The sequence below is a fragment of the Flavobacterium sp. 3HN19-14 genome (genome assembly GCF_051373205.1).
GTDB lineage: Bacteria > Bacteroidota > Bacteroidia > Flavobacteriales > Flavobacteriaceae > Flavobacterium.
Map to the genome: position 1 here is coordinate 1,659,143 of NZ_JBPPZT010000001.1, position 18,494 is coordinate 1,677,636.

At 40.5% G+C, this 18,494-nt stretch carries 21 protein-coding genes and 3 pseudogenes; 9 read left to right on the forward strand and 15 right to left on the reverse strand.

The features are described from left to right. The first annotated feature begins 1 nt into the window (after position 1). Positions 2–897 (forward strand): annotated as a pseudogene (locus ACSLFW_RS08830) (lytic transglycosylase domain-containing protein). Here ACSLFW_RS08830 and ACSLFW_RS08835 read toward each other — a convergent pair. Both ACSLFW_RS08835 and ACSLFW_RS08840 read right to left on the reverse strand, forming a co-directional pair. After that, positions 898–1,596: a TlpA family protein disulfide reductase gene (locus ACSLFW_RS08835; RefSeq protein WP_436555447.1), complete on the reverse strand. Its 699-nt coding sequence runs from the start codon at positions 1,594–1,596 to the stop codon at positions 898–900. Positions 1,597–1,752: 156 nt separating this feature from the next. Then, complete coding sequence (locus ACSLFW_RS08840; protein ID WP_436555448.1) at positions 1,753–2,268, reverse strand: DUF2892 domain-containing protein; 516 nt, start codon at positions 2,266–2,268, stop codon at positions 1,753–1,755. Between the two features lie 318 nt (positions 2,269–2,586). On the opposite strand from ACSLFW_RS08840, the gene rpmH reads away from it, so the two are divergent. Next, positions 2,587–2,748 (forward strand): 50S ribosomal protein L34, encoded by a 162-nt coding sequence (gene rpmH, locus ACSLFW_RS08845; RefSeq protein WP_008464848.1) that lies wholly within the window; start codon positions 2,587–2,589, stop codon positions 2,746–2,748. A gap of 211 nt (positions 2,749–2,959) precedes the next feature. After that, a pseudogene (gene carB, locus ACSLFW_RS08850) lies at positions 2,960–5,812 on the forward strand (carbamoyl-phosphate synthase large subunit). 90 nt (positions 5,813–5,902) lie between these two features. Here the strand turns inward: carB and ACSLFW_RS08855 are convergent. From ACSLFW_RS08855 to ACSLFW_RS08890, 8 genes are all read right to left on the reverse strand, one after another. Beyond that, positions 5,903–6,556, reverse strand: a complete 654-nt coding sequence (locus ACSLFW_RS08855) for a T9SS type A sorting domain-containing protein (RefSeq protein WP_436555449.1) — start codon at positions 6,554–6,556, stop codon at positions 5,903–5,905. Beyond that, positions 6,520–7,311, reverse strand: coding sequence for an RCC1 domain-containing protein (locus tag ACSLFW_RS08860; RefSeq protein WP_436555450.1), 792 nt, complete (start codon positions 7,309–7,311; stop codon positions 6,520–6,522). The genes ACSLFW_RS08855 and ACSLFW_RS08860 overlap by 37 nt, the downstream gene beginning before the upstream one ends. 434 nt (positions 7,312–7,745) lie before the next feature. After that, positions 7,746–8,537, reverse strand: a complete 792-nt coding sequence (locus ACSLFW_RS08865; RefSeq protein WP_436555451.1) for a T9SS type A sorting domain-containing protein — start codon at positions 8,535–8,537, stop codon at positions 7,746–7,748. 29 nt (positions 8,538–8,566) lie between these two features. Next, complete coding sequence (locus ACSLFW_RS08870; protein WP_436555452.1) at positions 8,567–8,797, reverse strand: hypothetical protein; 231 nt, start codon at positions 8,795–8,797, stop codon at positions 8,567–8,569. 148 nt (positions 8,798–8,945) lie between these two features. Beyond that, complete coding sequence (locus ACSLFW_RS08875) at positions 8,946–9,224, reverse strand: hypothetical protein (protein WP_436555453.1); 279 nt, start codon at positions 9,222–9,224, stop codon at positions 8,946–8,948. Positions 9,225–9,385: 161 nt separating this feature from the next. After that, positions 9,386–9,508, reverse strand: coding sequence for a hypothetical protein (locus ACSLFW_RS08880; RefSeq protein WP_436555454.1), 123 nt, complete (start codon positions 9,506–9,508; stop codon positions 9,386–9,388). Continuing rightward, complete coding sequence (locus tag ACSLFW_RS08885; protein ID WP_436555455.1) at positions 9,498–9,704, reverse strand: DUF4287 domain-containing protein; 207 nt, start codon at positions 9,702–9,704, stop codon at positions 9,498–9,500. The genes ACSLFW_RS08880 and ACSLFW_RS08885 overlap by 11 nt, the downstream gene beginning before the upstream one ends. Beyond that, positions 9,701–10,351 carry a class I SAM-dependent methyltransferase gene (locus ACSLFW_RS08890; protein ID WP_436555456.1) on the reverse strand — a complete coding sequence of 217 codons (651 nt, stop codon included), beginning with the start codon at positions 10,349–10,351 and terminating at the stop codon, positions 9,701–9,703. Before ACSLFW_RS08890 ends, ACSLFW_RS08885 begins: the two co-directional genes overlap by 4 nt. Positions 10,352–10,590: 239 nt before the next feature. On the opposite strand from ACSLFW_RS08890, the gene ACSLFW_RS08895 reads away from it, so the two are divergent. Next, positions 10,591–11,442, forward strand: a complete 852-nt coding sequence (locus ACSLFW_RS08895; RefSeq protein ID WP_436555457.1) for a hypothetical protein — start codon at positions 10,591–10,593, stop codon at positions 11,440–11,442. On the opposite strand, the gene ACSLFW_RS08900 is transcribed toward ACSLFW_RS08895, so the two are convergent. Genes ACSLFW_RS08900 through ACSLFW_RS08910 form a run of 3 tightly spaced genes read right to left on the reverse strand, consistent with a single transcriptional unit; the run spans position 11,443 to position 12,346 of the window. Continuing rightward, positions 11,443–11,604 (reverse strand): hypothetical protein, encoded by a 162-nt coding sequence (locus tag ACSLFW_RS08900; protein ID WP_436555458.1) that lies wholly within the window; start codon positions 11,602–11,604, stop codon positions 11,443–11,445. Continuing rightward, a complete protein-coding gene (locus ACSLFW_RS08905; RefSeq protein WP_436555459.1) occupies positions 11,601–12,074 on the reverse strand; it encodes a M28 family peptidase in 474 nt (157 codons plus the stop codon). The genes ACSLFW_RS08900 and ACSLFW_RS08905 overlap by 4 nt, the downstream gene beginning before the upstream one ends. Then, the gene (locus tag ACSLFW_RS08910) at positions 12,071–12,346 is read right to left on the reverse strand and encodes a hypothetical protein (protein WP_436555460.1); all 276 of its coding nucleotides are present in this window, start codon (positions 12,344–12,346) and stop codon (positions 12,071–12,073) included. Before ACSLFW_RS08910 ends, ACSLFW_RS08905 begins: the two co-directional genes overlap by 4 nt. A gap of 352 nt (positions 12,347–12,698) precedes the next feature. Between ACSLFW_RS08910 and ACSLFW_RS08915 the strand changes: the two are divergent. The 3 genes and pseudogenes from ACSLFW_RS08915 to ACSLFW_RS08925 all read left to right on the forward strand — a co-directional run. Beyond that, a pseudogene (locus ACSLFW_RS08915) lies at positions 12,699–14,556 on the forward strand (glycoside hydrolase family 3 protein); the annotation flags it as partial. A 129-nt stretch (positions 14,557–14,685) separates the two neighbouring features. Further along, complete coding sequence (locus tag ACSLFW_RS08920) at positions 14,686–14,967, forward strand: fibronectin type III-like domain-contianing protein (protein ID WP_436557412.1); 282 nt, start codon at positions 14,686–14,688, stop codon at positions 14,965–14,967. Beyond that, positions 14,967–15,926: an ion channel gene (locus tag ACSLFW_RS08925; protein ID WP_436555461.1), complete on the forward strand. Its 960-nt coding sequence runs from the start codon at positions 14,967–14,969 to the stop codon at positions 15,924–15,926. The genes ACSLFW_RS08920 and ACSLFW_RS08925 overlap by 1 nt, the downstream gene beginning before the upstream one ends. 143 nt (positions 15,927–16,069) lie before the next feature. Here ACSLFW_RS08925 and ACSLFW_RS08930 read toward each other — a convergent pair whose 3' ends face one another. After that, entirely contained in the window at positions 16,070–16,609 is a 540-nt protein-coding gene (locus ACSLFW_RS08930; protein WP_436555462.1) for a YceI family protein, read from the reverse strand. A 29-nt stretch (positions 16,610–16,638) separates the two neighbouring features. Further along, positions 16,639–16,992: a hypothetical protein gene (locus tag ACSLFW_RS08935; RefSeq protein ID WP_436555463.1), complete on the reverse strand. Its 354-nt coding sequence runs from the start codon at positions 16,990–16,992 to the stop codon at positions 16,639–16,641. Between the two features lie 167 nt (positions 16,993–17,159). On the opposite strand from ACSLFW_RS08935, the gene ACSLFW_RS08940 reads away from it, so the two are divergent. Beyond that, on the forward strand, positions 17,160–17,552 hold the full coding sequence (locus ACSLFW_RS08940) for an OB-fold protein (RefSeq protein ID WP_436555464.1): 393 nt from the start codon (positions 17,160–17,162) through the stop codon (positions 17,550–17,552). 27 nt (positions 17,553–17,579) lie between these two features. Beyond that, positions 17,580–18,422, forward strand: coding sequence for a DUF5777 family beta-barrel protein (locus ACSLFW_RS08945; protein WP_436555465.1), 843 nt, complete (start codon positions 17,580–17,582; stop codon positions 18,420–18,422). Positions 18,423–18,494: the final 72 nt, after the last annotated feature.

An 18,494-nucleotide genomic window follows, 5' to 3' on the forward strand; every position in this document is an offset into this window, starting at 1 on the left:
TATGAATACGATTAAAAAAGCCGGAATCATTACTGCAATTGCTTTAGCGGCTAGCCTTGGCATTTACGCCGTTTCAGGTGAAAGTAAAAGCTATTTCATCAATCATGGCACTTCACAGTATTATATCCCGACAGTGGTTGATTTTGCAGGCGAAAGTGCGCCGTTAAATATTTCAGATGTAAGGGAACGCTTCGAAAGGGAATTGCTTGTAAATGCGAATTTGGACGCGACAACTTTATTGATCATTAAAAGGCCAACCGCGTTTTTCCAATCATTGAACCAATTCTACAGCGCAATGGCGTTCCGGATAATTTTAAATACCTGGCGGTAATTGAAAGCGGACTCGTAAATGCAGTTTCTCCTGCGGGAGCTCGCGGCGTTTGGCAATTCATGCCAATAACCGCAAAAGAACGCGGCATGGAAGTTAATGATTTTGTCGATGAAAGATATCATTTGGAGAAATCAACCGAAGCTGCCTGTAAATATCTACTCGACGCCAAAGCAAGATTCGGTTCATGGACATTGGCTGCGGCTTCCTACAACGGCGGTGTAAGCGGCGTCAACAAGCAAATCGACATGCAGGGCGTTTCGAGTTATTACGATTTATTACTCAATGATGAGACGTCACGCTATGTTTTCAGGATTCTGGCTTTAAAAGAAATCATGAAAGCACCGGATAAATTCGGATTTGTGCTAACGCCTGACGAATTGTACAAAAATATCCCAACACGCAAACTCGAAATCGACTCGACCATCAATGATCTGGCTTCTTTCGCGAAAGCGCAAGGCATCAATTATAAGATTTTGAAAATCCACAACCCGTGGCTGCGCGACAAAAAGTTATTGAATATCGGCAAGAAGAAATATATTATCGAAATTCCGACGGAAGGGTATTGATTATTGCGTCGCGAGTGTTTCTTTTTTAATGTCTGATTTCAAAAGCAATTCGGTCAGGCCCTGATTGTAAGCGTCATAATTAACTTTAATCGCTTCTTTAATCGGAGATTTCTTTGGCGCTGCCGGCGGCTGGTCTTTTTTAATGTCGATTACTTTTAAGTTTTCATCAAGGAAATAGGAAGTAAGATAGCCGATTGAATATTTTAGTGTAGAAACGACTTCTTCGTCACGCGTGTTATTTTCATTCGCATAACAAACTTCGATGTAGCCATTGAATTGAGAAGCTATGTTTTTTGCATTCTGCCTTTTATCCCAGAACACAACAACGATTTTAAGGTCTTTGCTGTATTTTTTCGCCAATTTATTCAAAGCCGGAATCTCGCCTTTGTTCAAAACGCACCAGGAAGCATAAGTACGGATCATGACTGGTTTTTTTATGGAACTCAACTTGAGTCTTCCGCCGCTGATTTTCTTTAATGAGTAATCCTGGAATTTTGTTCCGACAAGTTGGTTGTTCACCAAAGTATCAAAAAGGAACTGTCCTTTCTCCAAATCGCCCTGACGGTAAGCCTTTTCGCTTTCGGAATTGTATTTCCTGAGATTTTCCTTCACTGCCTGCGGAAACAGTTTTTCTTCCTGTTGCGCGAAAGCAGAAAGTGAAAATGCAAGAAATAAAGTCAAAAGTAAAGTTGTTTTCATCGCTTATCGGTTAATAAAATCCGTTTAACTACATCAAATATATAAAAAGCAATTTTAACATTTGCATTTTTTGTTAAAAATATTCTTACGATAACAAAAAAAGCCATCCGGTTAAGATGGCTTGATGTTTATTTTACGATTTTGTAAACCAGTAACTTATATTTTCTTCAGCTGGTCTTTCATCATTTTGATCTGGTCTTTCAGCAATCCCTGCTTGTCGAGCTTCTTGGCTTCGTTTAAAAGATTGGTTGCCTCGAGCTTTCTTCTTCTCGACATCGCAACGCCGGCAAGGTTCAGCTTCGCAATCGCAATGTCAGTATCCATCGACAATCCCAGCGTAAGCGCTTTCTTGAAATGCTTTTCCGCCTGGATGATATTCGTCTGCGAAAGCATCAGTCCGTGCAAATATTCATAATAACCTTGTTGTTTTTTTACAAGCGCCGATTCTGGATTTTTGATGTAAGCCAGCCACTTCTGTGCGCCCGGAAAATCCTGTTTTCTTAATTTAAGGAAAGCCAGCAGGATAAATTCATTCTTAAAATATAAAAAGATGAAAATCAGCGACAACAGCAACAGGAAAATCCCATTCCCGATTTCACCTTCGGTAAACTGCCAGATACCGGTTCCGATAATCAGTGCGGCAATGGCAAGCTTGATATTTTTATTGTACATAACGGTAGTTTTTATAAGTGCGCAAAGATAGTAAAATCAATTGAAGATAACTATCCGGGCCAGTTGTCTGATAAGTTTTTGCTTTTTCTCGCAAAGCCGCAAAGTTTCCATTTAATAATTTATAATTCTTTGCATCTTAGCGCCTTTGCGAGAAAATTAAATATGTTTTTATCTTAATCGAAACTACCTGATTTAAATAAAAAATATTTTTACAAAACCACTTGCCAGAAAAAAAAGACTTTGTATATTTGCACTCGGTTTCAGAATAAGCGAAACAAACCCGAAAGATACATATAATAAGTTTAAAGATACGAAGCAATGAGCAAAAGAACATTTCAACCATCGAAAAGAAAAAGAAGAAATAAGCACGGATTTATGGACAGAATGGCTTCTGCTAATGGAAGAAAAGTCCTTGCGCGCAGAAGAGCAAAAGGAAGACACAAATTGACCGTATCTTCTGAACCAAGACACAAAAAATAATGACTAGCACTGCTAATCAATATCAAGCCGTTACTTTTACTAGTAGCGGCTTTTTTTTAAACCTGTTTATAAATATTGATAATTTTTAGAAGCTATTTCCCGCTATCCGTTGCAATCTTTTTATTTTTAAAGAAAAAATAAAAAGGATTTCCACTTCTATCGGGGCTAGTCCAGAATATACAACGAACTAACTGCACAACAACAACTTACAATGCCAAAAGACAATTCCATCAAATCGGTTTTAATTATAGGTTCAGGTTCAGATCGTCATCGGTCAGGCCTGCGAATTCGACTACGCAGGTTCGCAATCGGCGCGTTCCATCCGCGAAGAAGGCATCGAAGTCATCCTGATCAACTCGAATCCGGCAACCATCATGACCGATCCTTCAATGGCCGATCACGTTTATTTACTGCCATTGACGACAAAGTCAATCATCCAAATCTTAAAAGAACACCCGCAAATCGATGCCGTTTTGCCAACAATGGGCGGACAAACCGCACTAAATCTTTGCCTGGAAGCTGATGAAAAAGGCATCTGGGAAGATTTCGGCGTAAGATTAATTGGCGTCGATATCAACGCCATCAACATCACCGAAGACCGCGAACAGTTCAAGCAATTGCTCGAAAAAATCAATGTGCCGACCGCACCTGCAAAAACAGCGACTTCCTTCTTAAAAGGAAAAGAAATCGCACAGGAATTCGGATTTCCACTCGTAATTCGTCCGTCATTTACTTTGGGCGGTACCGGAGCGGCTTTCGTTCATACAAAAGAAGAATTCGACGAAAAACTCACTTACGGACTCGAAATGTCCCCAATCCACGAAGTCCTTATCGATAAAGCTTTGATTGGCTGGAAAGAATACGAATTAGAACTTTTACGCGATAAAAACGACAACGTAGTCATCATCTGTTCCATCGAAAACATGGATCCGATGGGCATTCATACAGGAGATTCGATTACAGTCGCGCCGGCAATGACATTATCCGATTCGACTTTCCAGAAATTGCGTGACATGGCGATTTTGATGATGAGAAGCATCGGGAATTTCGCAGGAGGTTGCAACGTGCAATTCGCTGTTTCTCCCGACGAAAAGAAGATATCGTTGCCATTGAAATCAATCCGCGTGTGTCGCGTTCTTCTGCTTTGGCGTCTAAAGCAACAGGTTATCCGATCGCAAAAATCGCATCGAAACTGGCTTTAGGATATAATCTGGATGAATTACAAAACCAGATTACCAAATCAACTTCTGCGTTGTTCGAACCGACTTTAGATTACGTCATCGTAAAAATCCCGCGTTGGAATTTCGATAAATTTGAAGGTGCCGACCGTACTTTAGGACTTCAGATGAAATCAGTAGGCGAGGTGATGGGGATAGGGCGTTCATTCCAGGAAGCGCTTCACAAAGCCACCCAATCGCTCGAGATCAAAAGAAATGGTTTGGGTGCCGACGGAAAAGGCTATAAAAATTACGAGCAAATCATTGAAAAACTGACTCATGCGAGCTGGGCCGTGTATTCGTGATTTACGACGCCATCCAAATGGGAATTCCGCTTAGCCGCATCCACGAAATCACGAAAATAGATATGTGGTTTTTGAGGCAATACGAGGAGTTATATGCTTTGGAAAAAGAAATTTCCAATTACAAAATCGATACTTTACCAAAAGAATTATTGCTCGAAGCCAAACAAAAAGGTTTCGCCGACAGGCAAATCGCGCACATGATGAAATGCCTTGAAAGCCAGGTTTACAAACTGCGCGAAGAGCAAAAAGTCAACCGCGTTTATAAATTGGTAGATACATGTGCGGCAGAATTCAAAGCGCTTACACCTTATTATTACTCGACTTTCGAAGCTGAAATCGAAACTGCCGACGGAAAAAAATTCGTAGATAATGAAAGCATCGTTACCGACAGAAAAAAAGTCGTCGTTTTAGGTTCAGGTCCGAACCGCATCGGTCAAGGAATCGAATTTGATTATTCCTGTGTCCACGGTGTTTTAGCGGCAAAAGAATGCGGTTACGAAACCATCATGATCAACTGTAACCCGGAAACCGTTTCTACAGATTTTGACACGGCGGACAAATTGTATTTCGAACCGGTTTTCTGGGAACATATTTACGATATCATCCGTCACGAAAAACCCGAGGGGGTAATCGTGCAATTGGGCGGGCAAACGGCCTTAAAATTAGCAGAAAAATTATCCAAATACGGAATCAAAATCCTCGGGACAAGCTTCGATGCATTAGATTTAGCCGAAGACCGCGGAAGATTTTCAGAGCTTTTAACCGATTTAAAAATTCCATTCCCACAATTCGGAATTGCAGAAACCGCTGACGAAGCTTCTGCTTTGGCGGATATTCTCGACTTTCCGTTACTCGTTCGTCCATCGTATGTTTTGGGCGGGCAAGGCATGAAAATCGTCATCAACAAACAGGAGCTCGAAGAGCATGTTATTGATTTATTAAAGAATATTCCGGGCAATAAATTATTGTTGGATCATTATTTAGATGGTGCCATCGAAGCAGAAGCTGATGCGATTTGCGACGGTGAAAACGTTTACATCATCGGCATTATGGAGCATATAGAACCTTGCGGCATCCATTCAGGTGATTCAAATGCGACTTTGCCTCCGTTCAATCTCGGGCCATTCGTAATGCAGCAAATCAAAGACCATACGAAGAAAATCGCGCTGGCTTTACAGACTGTTGGTCTGATCAACATCCAGTTTGCAATAAAAGACGATACGGTTTATATTATTGAAGCGAATCCAAGAGCTTCGAGAACGGTGCCTTTCATCGCGAAAGCTTATGGAGAACCGTATGTAAATTACGCGACGAAAGTGATGCTCGGCGTCAATAAAGTAACAGACTTTACCTTCAATCCACAGTTAAAAGGATTTGCAATCAAGCAGCCGGTTTTCTCTTTTAGTAAATTCCAGAATGTCAATAAAGCGCTTGGCCCAGGAAATGAAATCAACAGGCGAAAGCATTTTGTTTATTGATGATTTGAAGGATGATCAGTTTTATGAGTTGTATTCCAGGAGGAAGATGTATTTGAGTAAGTAATCGGTGGTCGGTGGTCAGTGATCGGATTGCAGATTACGCTGATAAAAATAAAAAATCCCTTTCGGTTTCCGGAAGGGATTTTGTTTTGAGTTACGATTTTACAAACTTAATCTTCTTGGTTTTATTGTTTGTCTGAATTTTTAAGATGTAAATTCCTGTTGCTAACCGACTGGTATCGATCTTTTCGGTTTGAACAGCCATCAAAATAGTTTTTCCATAAATATCGATAATCGTAATGCTTTTTATTTCGACGTGTTTTTGATTTTGAACGAATAAAAATTCTTTAGCTGGATTTGGGTAGACTGCAAATAAATCATCATCGGCGGCAGGTATGTTTAAATCGAGACAACTTATCATTCCCGGTACGCTGGTATTCTGGATATCATGATTCCCAAGTTGGCCTTCAACATTTCGCCCGAAACTCCAGAGCGTGCCATCTTCTTTTAAAATTATGGTGAATTTACTGCTGCCACCGCTGATTTTATTCCAATCGGCAGCAGTTTCAAATTGCGTAGGGATACTTAGATCAGTCGGGACATTCGGGTTGCCTAATTCGCCATAGGAATTGTCTCCCCATATCCATAAGGTGTTGTCATTTTTCAATGCAACAGAATGATCGAAACAGGCTTCTACTGTTTTCCAATCAAATGAACTCCCCACTTGTGCAGGTACGAAATAATCGTAACTATTATATTGTGTACCATTCCCTAATTGCCCTTCAGAATTCGAGCCCCAGGTAACCATAAACTGCCGTCATTACGTATTGCCATGTTGTAGCGGTGTCCTGAAGATATTTGTTTCCAGTCAGATGAGGTGCCAATTTGTGTAGGGACAGCATAATAGTTAATCATTCCTGCGCCCAGCTCACCGTTGCCAAAGCTGGTTCCCCATCCCCACAATGTGCCGTTCGTCTTTATCCCGAAACTAACTGAGCCGAAATGATCTACTTGTTTCCAGTCATTATCTGTCCCAATTTGTGTAGGAGTTGCGACGGTATCGGCTCCATAAGAGGGCATTATCCCTATTGTTGTGCCCCAACCCCATAGCGTGCCGTCGTTCTTTAAAGCGAGCGTACTTCCGCCTGAATCTGCAGAAACGGTTTTCCATGTGTTGAGTGTTCCGACCTGTTGCGGGGTTGTATAATAAAGCGAGCCTTCACCGCTGGTGCCCAATCCGAGTTGACCGGAATAATTGTAACCCCAACCCCACAATGTACCATTATTCTTTATCGCCATTGAAAATGCTCCTCCGGCATTTACCATTTTCCAATCATTTGAAGTTCCCACCTGAACAGGTACCACAGAATTATTTTCTGTACCGTCTCCAAGCTGGCCAAATTGATTAAATCCCCACGCCCATAAAGTCCCGTCTTCCTTAATGGCCAATGTGTGGTACATACCAGTTGAGAATTCTTTCCAGCATTGTGCCTTTAAGGCCGAAGATGCCAATATTAAAAACAGGATTAAAATTTGTTTTATATAGTTGAATCGTGATTTCATAAATGCATTTTAAGTTCAAAATTGGTTGTAATATTCTCGCAATATTAGCTTTACAAAAGTAAGAATATTAAGGGTGTGATCTTCATTTGAACATCAATTCCTTTCCGCCCCGGAAAACACTTTGCATCCAACGGCAAAGACCTCGCATTGCACGACAAAGGCCTCGCATCGTGCTGCAACAACCTTGCATATGCGAGAAAGCATCTCGCATTGCGCGACAACTATCAAACATCTTATTGAAGACATCTTACACAACGCGGCAATTATTTTGCAACAGGCGGCAAGTGGTGCGCATCGGAAAATCTGTTTTGGGCAATTACAGTATTGAGGTGGAACAGTAGGAACAGGCCGTAACCTGTCTTTAGTATAATTCAAAATAAAAAATCCCTTTCGGCTACGGGAAGGGATTTTTTATAATTGTCAATTTCTTCAGCTTATTGCTTCACCACCTTAAAAGTCTGCTGTTTGCCCATCGACGTTACTTTAACAAAATAAGTTGCGGCGCTTAAATCTGAAGTGTTTATTGAGACTTCGGAAGTATTATATTTTTGAGAATATACGATTTGCCCGCGCAAATTGCTGATGCTGATATTTTGTATCGCTTCTTTCGCCTTGACAACAAGATTTTGAGAAAAAGGATTTGGGCCGAATTTCACATCTGAAATATTCATATCTGCGACACCTAACATAGGTTGAGTGACCAAACAACTTGCGATGCTTTGACAGCTTGTTCCGATAGCATTTACGGAAACAGTATATTGCCTTGGATTTTCTGAATCGGAAACAGTATTTACCAAATAAGTTGCGCCAGTTGCGCCTGCAATAATTTCGCCGTCGAGATACCATTGGAATGTGTAAGTCGATTCTGAAAGCTGTGTGTCTAAAAGGACTGGGCTGGTTACCGTTCCATTTTGAACTCCGATAGTATATTGAGACGCTAATTGTATTTGCGGCAAAGCATTCACATTAACCACTGCTGTACCGGATAATATGCTGGTGCATGATGGCGTGCCTGAAGATGTAATGCTTATAAGTTCAATGACAATTGAACCGGAATTTGCGATTACCACAATACAAGCTGTGCCGGAAGGGTCAAGTACCACTGTACTCAGTACACCGTCAATTGAATAGGTCACATCTGCAAACGGAGTTCCTGATATGCAAAATGTTGCGGTATCTCCGAAACAGATATCGCCGGATGTTGATACAATATAGGCGGCAGGCATTGGTACTACCGTGATCGTTGTTGTTGCACTTACAGCAGGATTTCGCCACTTGCCATAACGGTGTATGTGATATTGTAGGTTCCCGGAGCGCTTGCCGAGGGATTGATTTCACCTGTAACCGGATTGATTTGTAGTCCGAATTCCGACGAAAAAATACCGCCTAGAAAGTCACCGGAGCCGGTTACAATTGGAATCATCGGGATGCCATCAGCACAAGTTGCCAAAGCCGGATAGCTTATCGACACGGTCGGCGGATCCATTTTTGCGAAAGTATTAGCAAATGATTGTTGCAGGATAAGAAGAAAAAGGATTACGTAATGTTTTTTCATGGAAATCTATTGTTGTGAATATGCGGTATTATTGACTTTTAAACCCGTTAATTTTGTAGCAAAGTGACTTCCTGAAAAATCACGCATTGATTTTATCCAAAGGCGTACCGCTTTTCCAGACAATACCTTCTTTCGCATCAAAATTGAAATTGGCATAGTAGCTTTTTGCGGCTTTGCGAAAGTAGAGTCCGTAATGTTTCGGGAAAACCTTGACTTTTTTAAACAGCAGGTCGTGCTGCCTGCAATAGGATTTTGCAGCTTGTTTTGCCCTGATATCGCGGGCTCTGTTTCTTCCAAAAATCAGAAAAAGTAGGATTATTACAACAACGGCCAGGATGATCTGAAGTGAAGGCGACATAAAACGAAACGATTAATAGATTGTGAAACGATTATTGTTTTAGGTTTTATGACGCAAATATACTTTTTTGAAATTATAAAAGGCGGTAAAAATTGTAATTTACTTTGCTAATTAAGAAATAGTTGCTTTTTCCGGAGCTTTGAAATTTCTGTAATTGCTTTTTAATTTTCGAAAAAGACTTTAATAATATCATAAGCGTTGGCCAGTATTACTAAAGTGAATGCCAGTAATATCAACGAGATGATGGCGTATTTGAAGCCTTTATTTGATGCTTTATTTGTCATTTTTAAGGTAAAGTGTAGTCAACGTTCTTGCCCAGTACCGCGGGACATTGTATTGAGATTGCAGGTGTGCCACGACATCGTTTGTCTTTTTGCCTGCGGCTTCATAAGCGTCGAGGATTTTTATCCAATCAGCAATGGGTTTTCCGGTTTTTTCAATAACCTGAGCGTCTTCAACGTCCCAATATTCTTTTTTCATTTCATGACTTTGTTGGTTATTTTTCTTGCAATGAGTATAAGATCGGTGACTTTCGAGCCGTCTTTTGCCGGAAAATACTGATGGTTTTCGCTGATGATTTCAAAACCATGTTCCTTCAATGCTTCCGAAAGATAACCGACTTCATGGAAATACATAAATAGCGTGTAATCGCCATTGCTTGAAGTCTGCAATCGTGACTTGCCGTAATCATCTTCCATTGTACTGATGTACAAAATTCCGCCTTCTGTCAATAACGCCGACGCATCTGCAATCAATTGTACAGCTGCTTCTTTTGAAAGATAAGGCAGGCAAAACCCGCACATAATGGCGTCAAATTTTTTGTTGAGTGAAATGATGTCACGCGCATCAAGCACTGCGAAATCAGCATTCGGATTATTGCGCTTGGCCAGTGTTATCATATTAGGCGCCAAATCAGTCCCGAATAATTTGAAATCCGGAACACCTTTCGAGCAAATATTTAGTGATATTCCCGGGCAGCAGCCCAATTCAAGTACTTCGGCATCTTCTTTAGCATGGTCGCAAAACACATTAAAGGAATGCTCATACAGAGACACATCCATATATTGCCTTTCGTAATCGGCGGCGCAATCGTTAAATACAGCGTCTGCAGTTTGTATTTTAGTCATTTTTGCTTCTTTTCCAGACGAAGTTAATGAAAAAAACCAATAATTTTTCCAGTATCATTCCCGATAAAATTATCGCTTTTATGCCTAAATGAATATTATTCTGTTTATTAAATATTTCAAATGACATCTTTTACGAAAATATTTCTTTTTAAGAAAATAATTAACTAAAAATATATTTTATATTCTCAAATTGTGTAATTTTGAATATAACCTTTCTAATTAATCAAAACATGAGAATTATGAAACAACTTGCCATTCTTTTACTGTTGCCATTTTTTGCAACCTCACAGGTCGAATCGGGCCAGCATCTCCTGAAGGTGCACTCGATATTAAAAACTTCTCAAAACGGAGTGCTGATTGTACGTACTTCGCTTACATCGGCTACAGACACCACAACTATTGTCAATCCGAATGGAGGCGCATTGGTAATTAGTACGATTGTTTATAACGACGGCGTTTCCGAACTCAAACCTGCCGGTTATTATTTCTGGAACGGCGCCAATTGGACGGCCATGAACAGTCTCCACGAAGTTGGGGATTTGAAATATGGTTTGCAACTTACAGACCACAGTGGTTGGTACCTGCTTAACGGAAGAGCTGTCAGTACACTTCCTGCTTCAGCGCAATCGAGTGCCGCAATGCTTGGTTTTGCGACCAATCTGCCTGATGCGACTGATAAATTCCTGAAAGGCAAAGGATCTTCAGAAACACTCGCCGCAACTGTCGGCAGCAATTTGGTGACCATTACCCAAGCCAATCTGCCCAATTTTAACATGTCTGCTACGACAAGTTCCGACGGCAGCCATACACATACCGGAACCACAACAACCGATGGTGCCCACACACACAGTTATGACGGATATACCGGGACAGGCCAATCATTGCTGAACTTACTTGGTGTGACGCTGCAGCAGCCTAATGTAATTTCAAAAACTACCGGTTCGGCTGGCTCTCATTCGCATACTTTAAATGTAACTGCCGCTGGCGCGCATTCGCATAATGTCACAATAAATAGTGGTGGAAGCGGTACAGCCACAAATAATGTACCTTCAAGTATCGTTACGAATGTATTTATTTATCTTGGAAATTGATTAAAAAGCAAGCAATGCATCATAAACCCCATCGATTGCTTTTGCCATCCTGTTGAGGTCTAACGTTCCCATCACATCGGTTTTTTCGTGATAATTGTTGTTGCGAAAGAACGAAGTATCAGTCAGCATAAGGGCACTGAAGTTGAAATTCCAGTAATTCATATGATCTGAAAGGTCGATTCCGGCTGATTTCGGACCGTGAATTTCTTAGTTTTCACCTTCGATGCCCTTTTGTAATTCCGCGAAAATTCCCTGGCGAATTTGCCTTTTCCAAATTTATTGACAAGTGTAATATAATTTCCTTTATTGCCATAAATCAATGAAAGTATGCCAATCGGATATTCCTGTGATTTCTTTTTGTCGCTGAAATAACCGATCATTTCGAGGGAAACCATTCCGAAAACATTGACATTGTTTTCTTTTAATGATTTTGCATGAATGAAACTTCCCATGTTTTCAGTATCAAAATACGGAGGTTCTTCCAGCGTGTAAGCTACAATTTCAATATTGTTTTGAAGCGTCTTTCCTTTTAATTGCCTCGCCAATTCCAATAATCCAACAACGCCGCTTGCATTGTCATCAGCGCCTTCCTGATCGCCGCACACATCATAATGCGCACCGATTATAATCACTGGCTGGTTTTTGGGCCAAAATTGCATACTACATTTTTGTATGTAATGCCATCAACCTGATATTCCTGATAGTAGACGGTATCTGCGTATTTTTTAAATTCGTCGTAAATGTAGGCGGCCACTTCATTAAGCACTTTTAAATTTTTATAATTCCGAAAACCTTCGTGCCGGGTAATTTTTGTAAGATGATTTTTGATAATCAGCGTATCGCTTTGGGCTTGAATTGTGCAGGAAAATAAGGCAATCAGCAAAGTAAATAGGAATTTTGTCATCTTTGTTTTTTTGTAAAACGATAATTTTACCGGATTATTTCAATCTAAAAATAATACAAATTCACATCAGAATGTTAATTCAGGACTGTTAATGAAGCCGAATTTTACTTTACATTTATAATCCGAAAAACAATCAAAACATACCCGGATGCGAAAATTTATATTCCTTACACTGCTTTCTGTCAGCACGTTTTCTTACTCACAAACTTACAAAGACCCCAAAGCCGCGGTTGAAGAACGTGCAGAAGACTTACTTTCAAAAATGACGCTCGAAGAAAAAATCGACTACATTGGCGGTTACAAGGATTTTTACATTCGTGGAATAGAGCGATTTGGACTTCCTGAAATCAAAATGACCGATGGCCATGTAGGAACTCGTAATTACGGTAGCACAACTGCTTATCCCGCATCAATCCTGACTGCCGCAACCTGGGATAATGACCTGGCGATGCAACTCGGAACCGCATTGGGAAAAGATGCCCGTGAAAGAGGTGTGCACATATTATTAGCGCCTGGCGTAAATATTTACCGCGCTCCAATGAATGGCCGAAATTTTGAATATCTGGGTGAAGATCCGTTTCTTGCCGGAAAAATGGCGTCGGCTTACATCAAAGGTGTACAAAGTCAGAGAGTGGTTGCGACAGTCAAGCATTTCGCAGCAAACAACCAGGGAATGGGCACCGCAACAACGTGAGTTCAGATATGGACGAAAGGACATTGCAGGAAATTTACCTTCCGGCATTCAAAATGGCGGTTCAGGAAGGACAAGTGGGCGCAGTGATGAACAGCTACAACCTCGTTGACGGCGTTCATGCTACGCAAAATAACCATCTGAATAGCGAAATTCTCAAAGGCGACTGGAAGTTTGACGGCATACTCATGTCAGATTGGTCTGCAACTTACGACGGCGTCGCTGCGGCTAAAGGCGGACTCGACCTTGAAATGCCTTCAGGTGCATTCATGAACCGCGAGACGCTTTTGCCGGCAGTAAAAAGTGGCCAGTTATCAGAAGCAGTCATCAATGATAAAGTACGCCGCATTCTCCGGATTATTTTCAGATTTGGTTTTTATGATGCGCCCTATACTGCTGTTGCCGAATTAAAACCTAATCCTGAAAATGAAAAAATAGCGCTTGAACTGGCCAGGAGTGGAATCGTACTGCTTAAAAATGAAAACAACATTTTGCCATTATCGAAAAATACCAAAACGATTGCGTTAATCGGACCAAATTCTGATGGAAATATCGCAGCCGGCGGGAGTTCATTTACACATCCTTTTCATTTCACATCTTTGCTTGATGGTATCAAAAAAGAAGTTTCGGCGAAAATCATACATGTAAAAAACGCAGTGCCGACTATGGAATCGCATACTTCAGAATCGCCATTTTTTACAGAACCTGGTTCTGAAACTCACGGACTCAAAGCTTTTTATTTTGCGAATCAAAACCTGGAAGGGCAACCTGAAAATACTGTTGTTGATGCAGATATTAATCACGATTGGCAGGGCGCTCCTGAAATAAAGAATATTCCTGAAGACCATTTTTCAATTCGTTTTACAGGGGTTGTACGTCCGCAGAAGACCGCTTTGTATAAAATTGCCGTTCGCGGAGACGATGGTTTCAGGCTCACTTTCAACGACGAAAAAATCATTGACATGTGGTCAGATCATGCTGCAACATTACGCGTAATTGAAAAACAACTTGAGGCCGGAAAAGAATACAAAGTCAACCTTGAATTTTACGAAAATGGAGGCGATGCCAAAATTGCATTTGCAGTTTATAACGAAATCGTCGATTTTTCTGAAGCGGTTAAAGCCGCGAAAGCTGCCGATGTCGCCATAGTTTCAATTGGTCACAATGAATCGTCTGAAGGCGAAGGTTTTGATCGCACGTTCGAATTGCCGCCCTATCAGGAAGCGTTGATCAATGCTGTCGCGAAAGCCAATCCGAAAACAATTGTTGTGCTTAATGCCGGCGGAAATGTATATATGCAAAAATGGCTTCCATCCGTAAAAGGCCTCATTCACGCCTGGTATCCGGGCAGGAAGGCGGAACTGCTTTGGCTGAAATTTTATTCGGCGATGTCAATCCGTCCGGGAAATTACCGGCGAGTTTCGAGAAGAAATGGGAAGACAATCCGACTTCAGAAAATTATTACGATGCAGACGGCGATAAGCGCGTATTTTACAAAGAAAGCTTAAATGTCGGCTATAGATATTACGATAAGGCAAAGGTAAAACCTCAGTTTCCATTTGGTTTCGGAATCTCATACACAACTTTCGAATATACCAACCTGAAAATCTCCGGAGCCGGAACTGCCAATGTAACAGTAACTTTCGATATCAAAAATACAGGAAAATATGACGGATCAGAATCGGCGCAGGTATATGTACACCAAAATAACGCGCCAGTTGAAAGGCCATTAAAAGAACTCAAAGGCTTTACGAAAGTTTTCCTGAAAAAAGGCGAAACCAAAACGGTTACGGTACAGCTCGATGCGTCAGCTTTTTCGTATTACAAAGTTGAGAAAAAAACATTCGGATATGATGCCGGAGAATTTGAAATCATTATTGGCGCATCGTCTGAAGATTTGCGCCTGAAAGGTTCGGTAAATATAAAGTAATGAAGATAAACAAAGGAATCAACGCCAAAGCTATAGCCGATAATAACACAGGATTCGGAACAAATCCCGGCAGTTACGGCGGTCGTTTCGTCAACAAAGACGGTTCGGCGAATATTGAAAAACGCGGACTTGGATTAATAAATCGCATCAGCTGGTACCATACCATGCTCGAAATGCCGCGCTGGAAATTCTTCCTGATATTGTTTTCATTTTACACCTTTGTCAATTTTATTTTCGCGTGTATTTATTACGGTGTCGGCATACAATACCTCGATGGAATTGAGACCACAGGCTCAGAATGGATAAAATTCGGGAAAGCCTATTTTTTCAGTGCACAGACTTTTACAACGGTTGGTTACGGGCATATCAGTCCGAATGGTTTCCTCACCAGTGCGGTCGCGGCAACAGAAGCACTTGTAGGTTTACTGAGTTTTGCCATTGCAACCGGATTGTTTTTCGGAAGATTCAGCCGCCCGAAAGCGTATATTAAATTTTCACACAATGCCGTAATTGGGCCATATAAGAATGGAAAGGCGTTGATGCTTCGGATGACGCCATATAAGAATACGAATTTTACAGATGCTGAAGCGAAAATTACGCTCGGAATGATTGTTGAAGAAAACGGAAAGATGACCAACAAATTCTTTTCGCTTGGACTCGAAATGAGCAAAATTAACGCCCTGACGCTGAGCTGGACTTTAGTGCACCCTATAAATGAAAGCAGTCCGTTTTATAATTTTTCGAAAGAAGATTTTGAAGACGCTGAAGGCGAAATTATTGTTTATGTTAAGACTTTCGATGAAATGTTCAGCAATACGGTTGCTGCGCGCACATCCTACACATTGAATGAATTTGTTTATGGCGCAAAATTTGAATTGATGTATACTGAAAATGAAGATAAAACTTCGACGATTTTGCACCTGAACCGGCTCAATTCATTCTATAAAGTTGAGATTTAGGGAGAAAGTGCCTGAGTTTTTTAAGGTGCGAAGTGGCAAAGTTTCAGAGTTACAAAGTTTTCGTTTTGCGTTAAAATAAAAAAAATCCGCAGCTGCGGATTTTCTGTTTTAAGAAACTTTAATTTTAGTCAGGTACTCATGCACTACTTAACCGTAAACTCAGTTTTCACATTCACCTTATTAGAAACTTTGCTTTTTACAACTGATGGGATTGCAATCCCGAAGTCATCTGCATTTACAATAAAATTAGAGATAATTTCAATTCCGGCGTCCGTTTTACGGATTTTAGCAGTGATTGTGATGTCTTTTGTTTTTCCGTGAAGATCGAGTTTTCCTTTAATCGTATAATCTTTTGCAGTGCTTATAAGTGCTGCCGCATCAAAATTGTCGATTTTTCCCTTGAAAGTCGATTTTGGATATTTGTCGCTTTCCACATAATTTTCATTGAAATGCTCTTCCATCAATGCCACTTTAAACCTGAAACCTTTGAGCATAGCCTGGCTGGCCACTTCTCCGGTTTTCGGATTCAATACGAAAGTAACACCACTGTTGACGCCTTTTACTTCTTCAAATGCAGGAACTGAAGCTTCAAATGTAATTTTGCCTGTCTTTGTAACAAGCTTTTCCTGTGCAAAAACCGAAGTTGCCGCAATCAGGATTCCGAATAATAATAACTTTTTCATAGTAATTTGATTTATAATTGGGTGCAATTTTATTCAGGGAAATTGGCATCACGCCATGCGATAATCTGGTCAATTGTGGCTTGTGGTAATCTCAGCCAGCCCAATGGCATGAGTCCGTCTTCTCCATTTTCTTTTGAAATCTTACCGATTAGGTTACGGTTCATCACTGCTTCTTTAACTGCTTCGTAGGAAGTCATCGACATTGGCGCGCCATTCTGCGGCGTAGCCCCATGACAGAAATAGCAATTCGTTTCAATAATGTGCTGGATGTTTGCCGTGTAGGTAACATCGGCTACAGGCACGCCGACAAGATCGTCCGTGCTGTCATTGGCGCAGCTTGCCAGGACAAGGCAAATTGCGGTTGTAAGTAAAATTTTTTTCATAGCAGTTTTGGTATTGCGTTATTCTTTTTTAGGAAGAATCTTTCGGATTTTTATCAAAAATAAATAATAAAGTTAAATAAAGTCGTACTAAATAAATAATTATGTTTGTAATACAAAAATTGAACCAGTAAGAAATTGGTTATACTTTAAACTTAAAAATTGCTGTAATGAAGAAAAAAATTATCCTTATCGCCGTGTTCGTTATTGCTGTTGCGGCCAGTGTTTATTTGTATGCAATGTACAAACCGCACCGTGATATTACAGCAGAAACGGCTGATTTTACGGTTTCTGTAAAGCAACTTCAGGAGGAATATGCCAAAAATGATACGATGTTCAATAAGAAATATATGGACAAAACCATTGAAGTAAAAGGTGTGGTTTCTACAATAGACGATGCTGAAAACGGAATTGTCATTGACGAAAAATTATCAGTAACCTTCAACGATTCGACCAAGAAAGAAATCGCTGTCGGCAAATCAATCAAAATCAAGGGAAGATTGCTTACTTATGACGATATTCTCGAAGAATTCAAAATGGATCAGGCCTCGGTAATCAAATAATCTAAATTAACCCAATTCAAATATGCTATGAAAAAAATTACCTTACTATTATTATTGTTGTTGCCACTTTTATCTTTCGCACAGGAGGATTTGTTGTCAGGAATTGATTCTGTCGCCACAAAAGAAAAAGTCGCGTCGGCTTTCAAAGGCCTAAAGATCGTTAATCTGGAATCTACAAAATTAGCGGCGAAAGGCGATTTCTATTTTATTGTTGCGCACCGTTTTGCTTCGATTAAAACCGGTTTCGAAGGTTTCTTCGGACTTGATAATGCGGTCACTCAAATCAAATTTTTATATGGTTTGAATGATTGGGCGACGGTAAGTGTTGCCAGAAGCGAACTTGCTTACGATGTTTCGGGAAAATTCAATTTGCATTCCCAGATAGAAAATGGTTTTCCGATTGCGATTGTTGGATTTACCAGCTTGGCTTTCAACAATACTTTAAAAGAATCTAATTACCCAAATATGAGATTTGAAGACAGGATGACGTATGTGGCGCAGTTGCTGATTTCGAGGAAATTTTCTGAAAAATTATCTTTGGAAGTGGCACCGACTTTCTTTCATGAAAATTTTGTCGACCTGGATGCGCAGGATAACAGCCAGTATGCGATTGGAGTAGGAGGAAGGTATAAAATTGCAAAACGCTGGTCGGTTAATGTCGATTATGCTGCGCACCTGAACAGGGCTTCGGGTTCGCCATACAACAACCCGCTTTCGATTGGTGTTGACCTTGATACCGGCGGGCACGTTTTTCAAATGCACTTTACCAATTCGCAGGGCATTCACGAAGCAGGATTTTTAGGCCAAACTACCGGCGACTGGAGCAAAGGCGATATCTTTTTCGGATTTAACCTGATAAGAGTTTTTTAAGAATCAACAAATATTTAAGCCAGAATATAAACTAAAAAATCCCGCTTCAACAAGGCGGGATTTTTGTTTGAT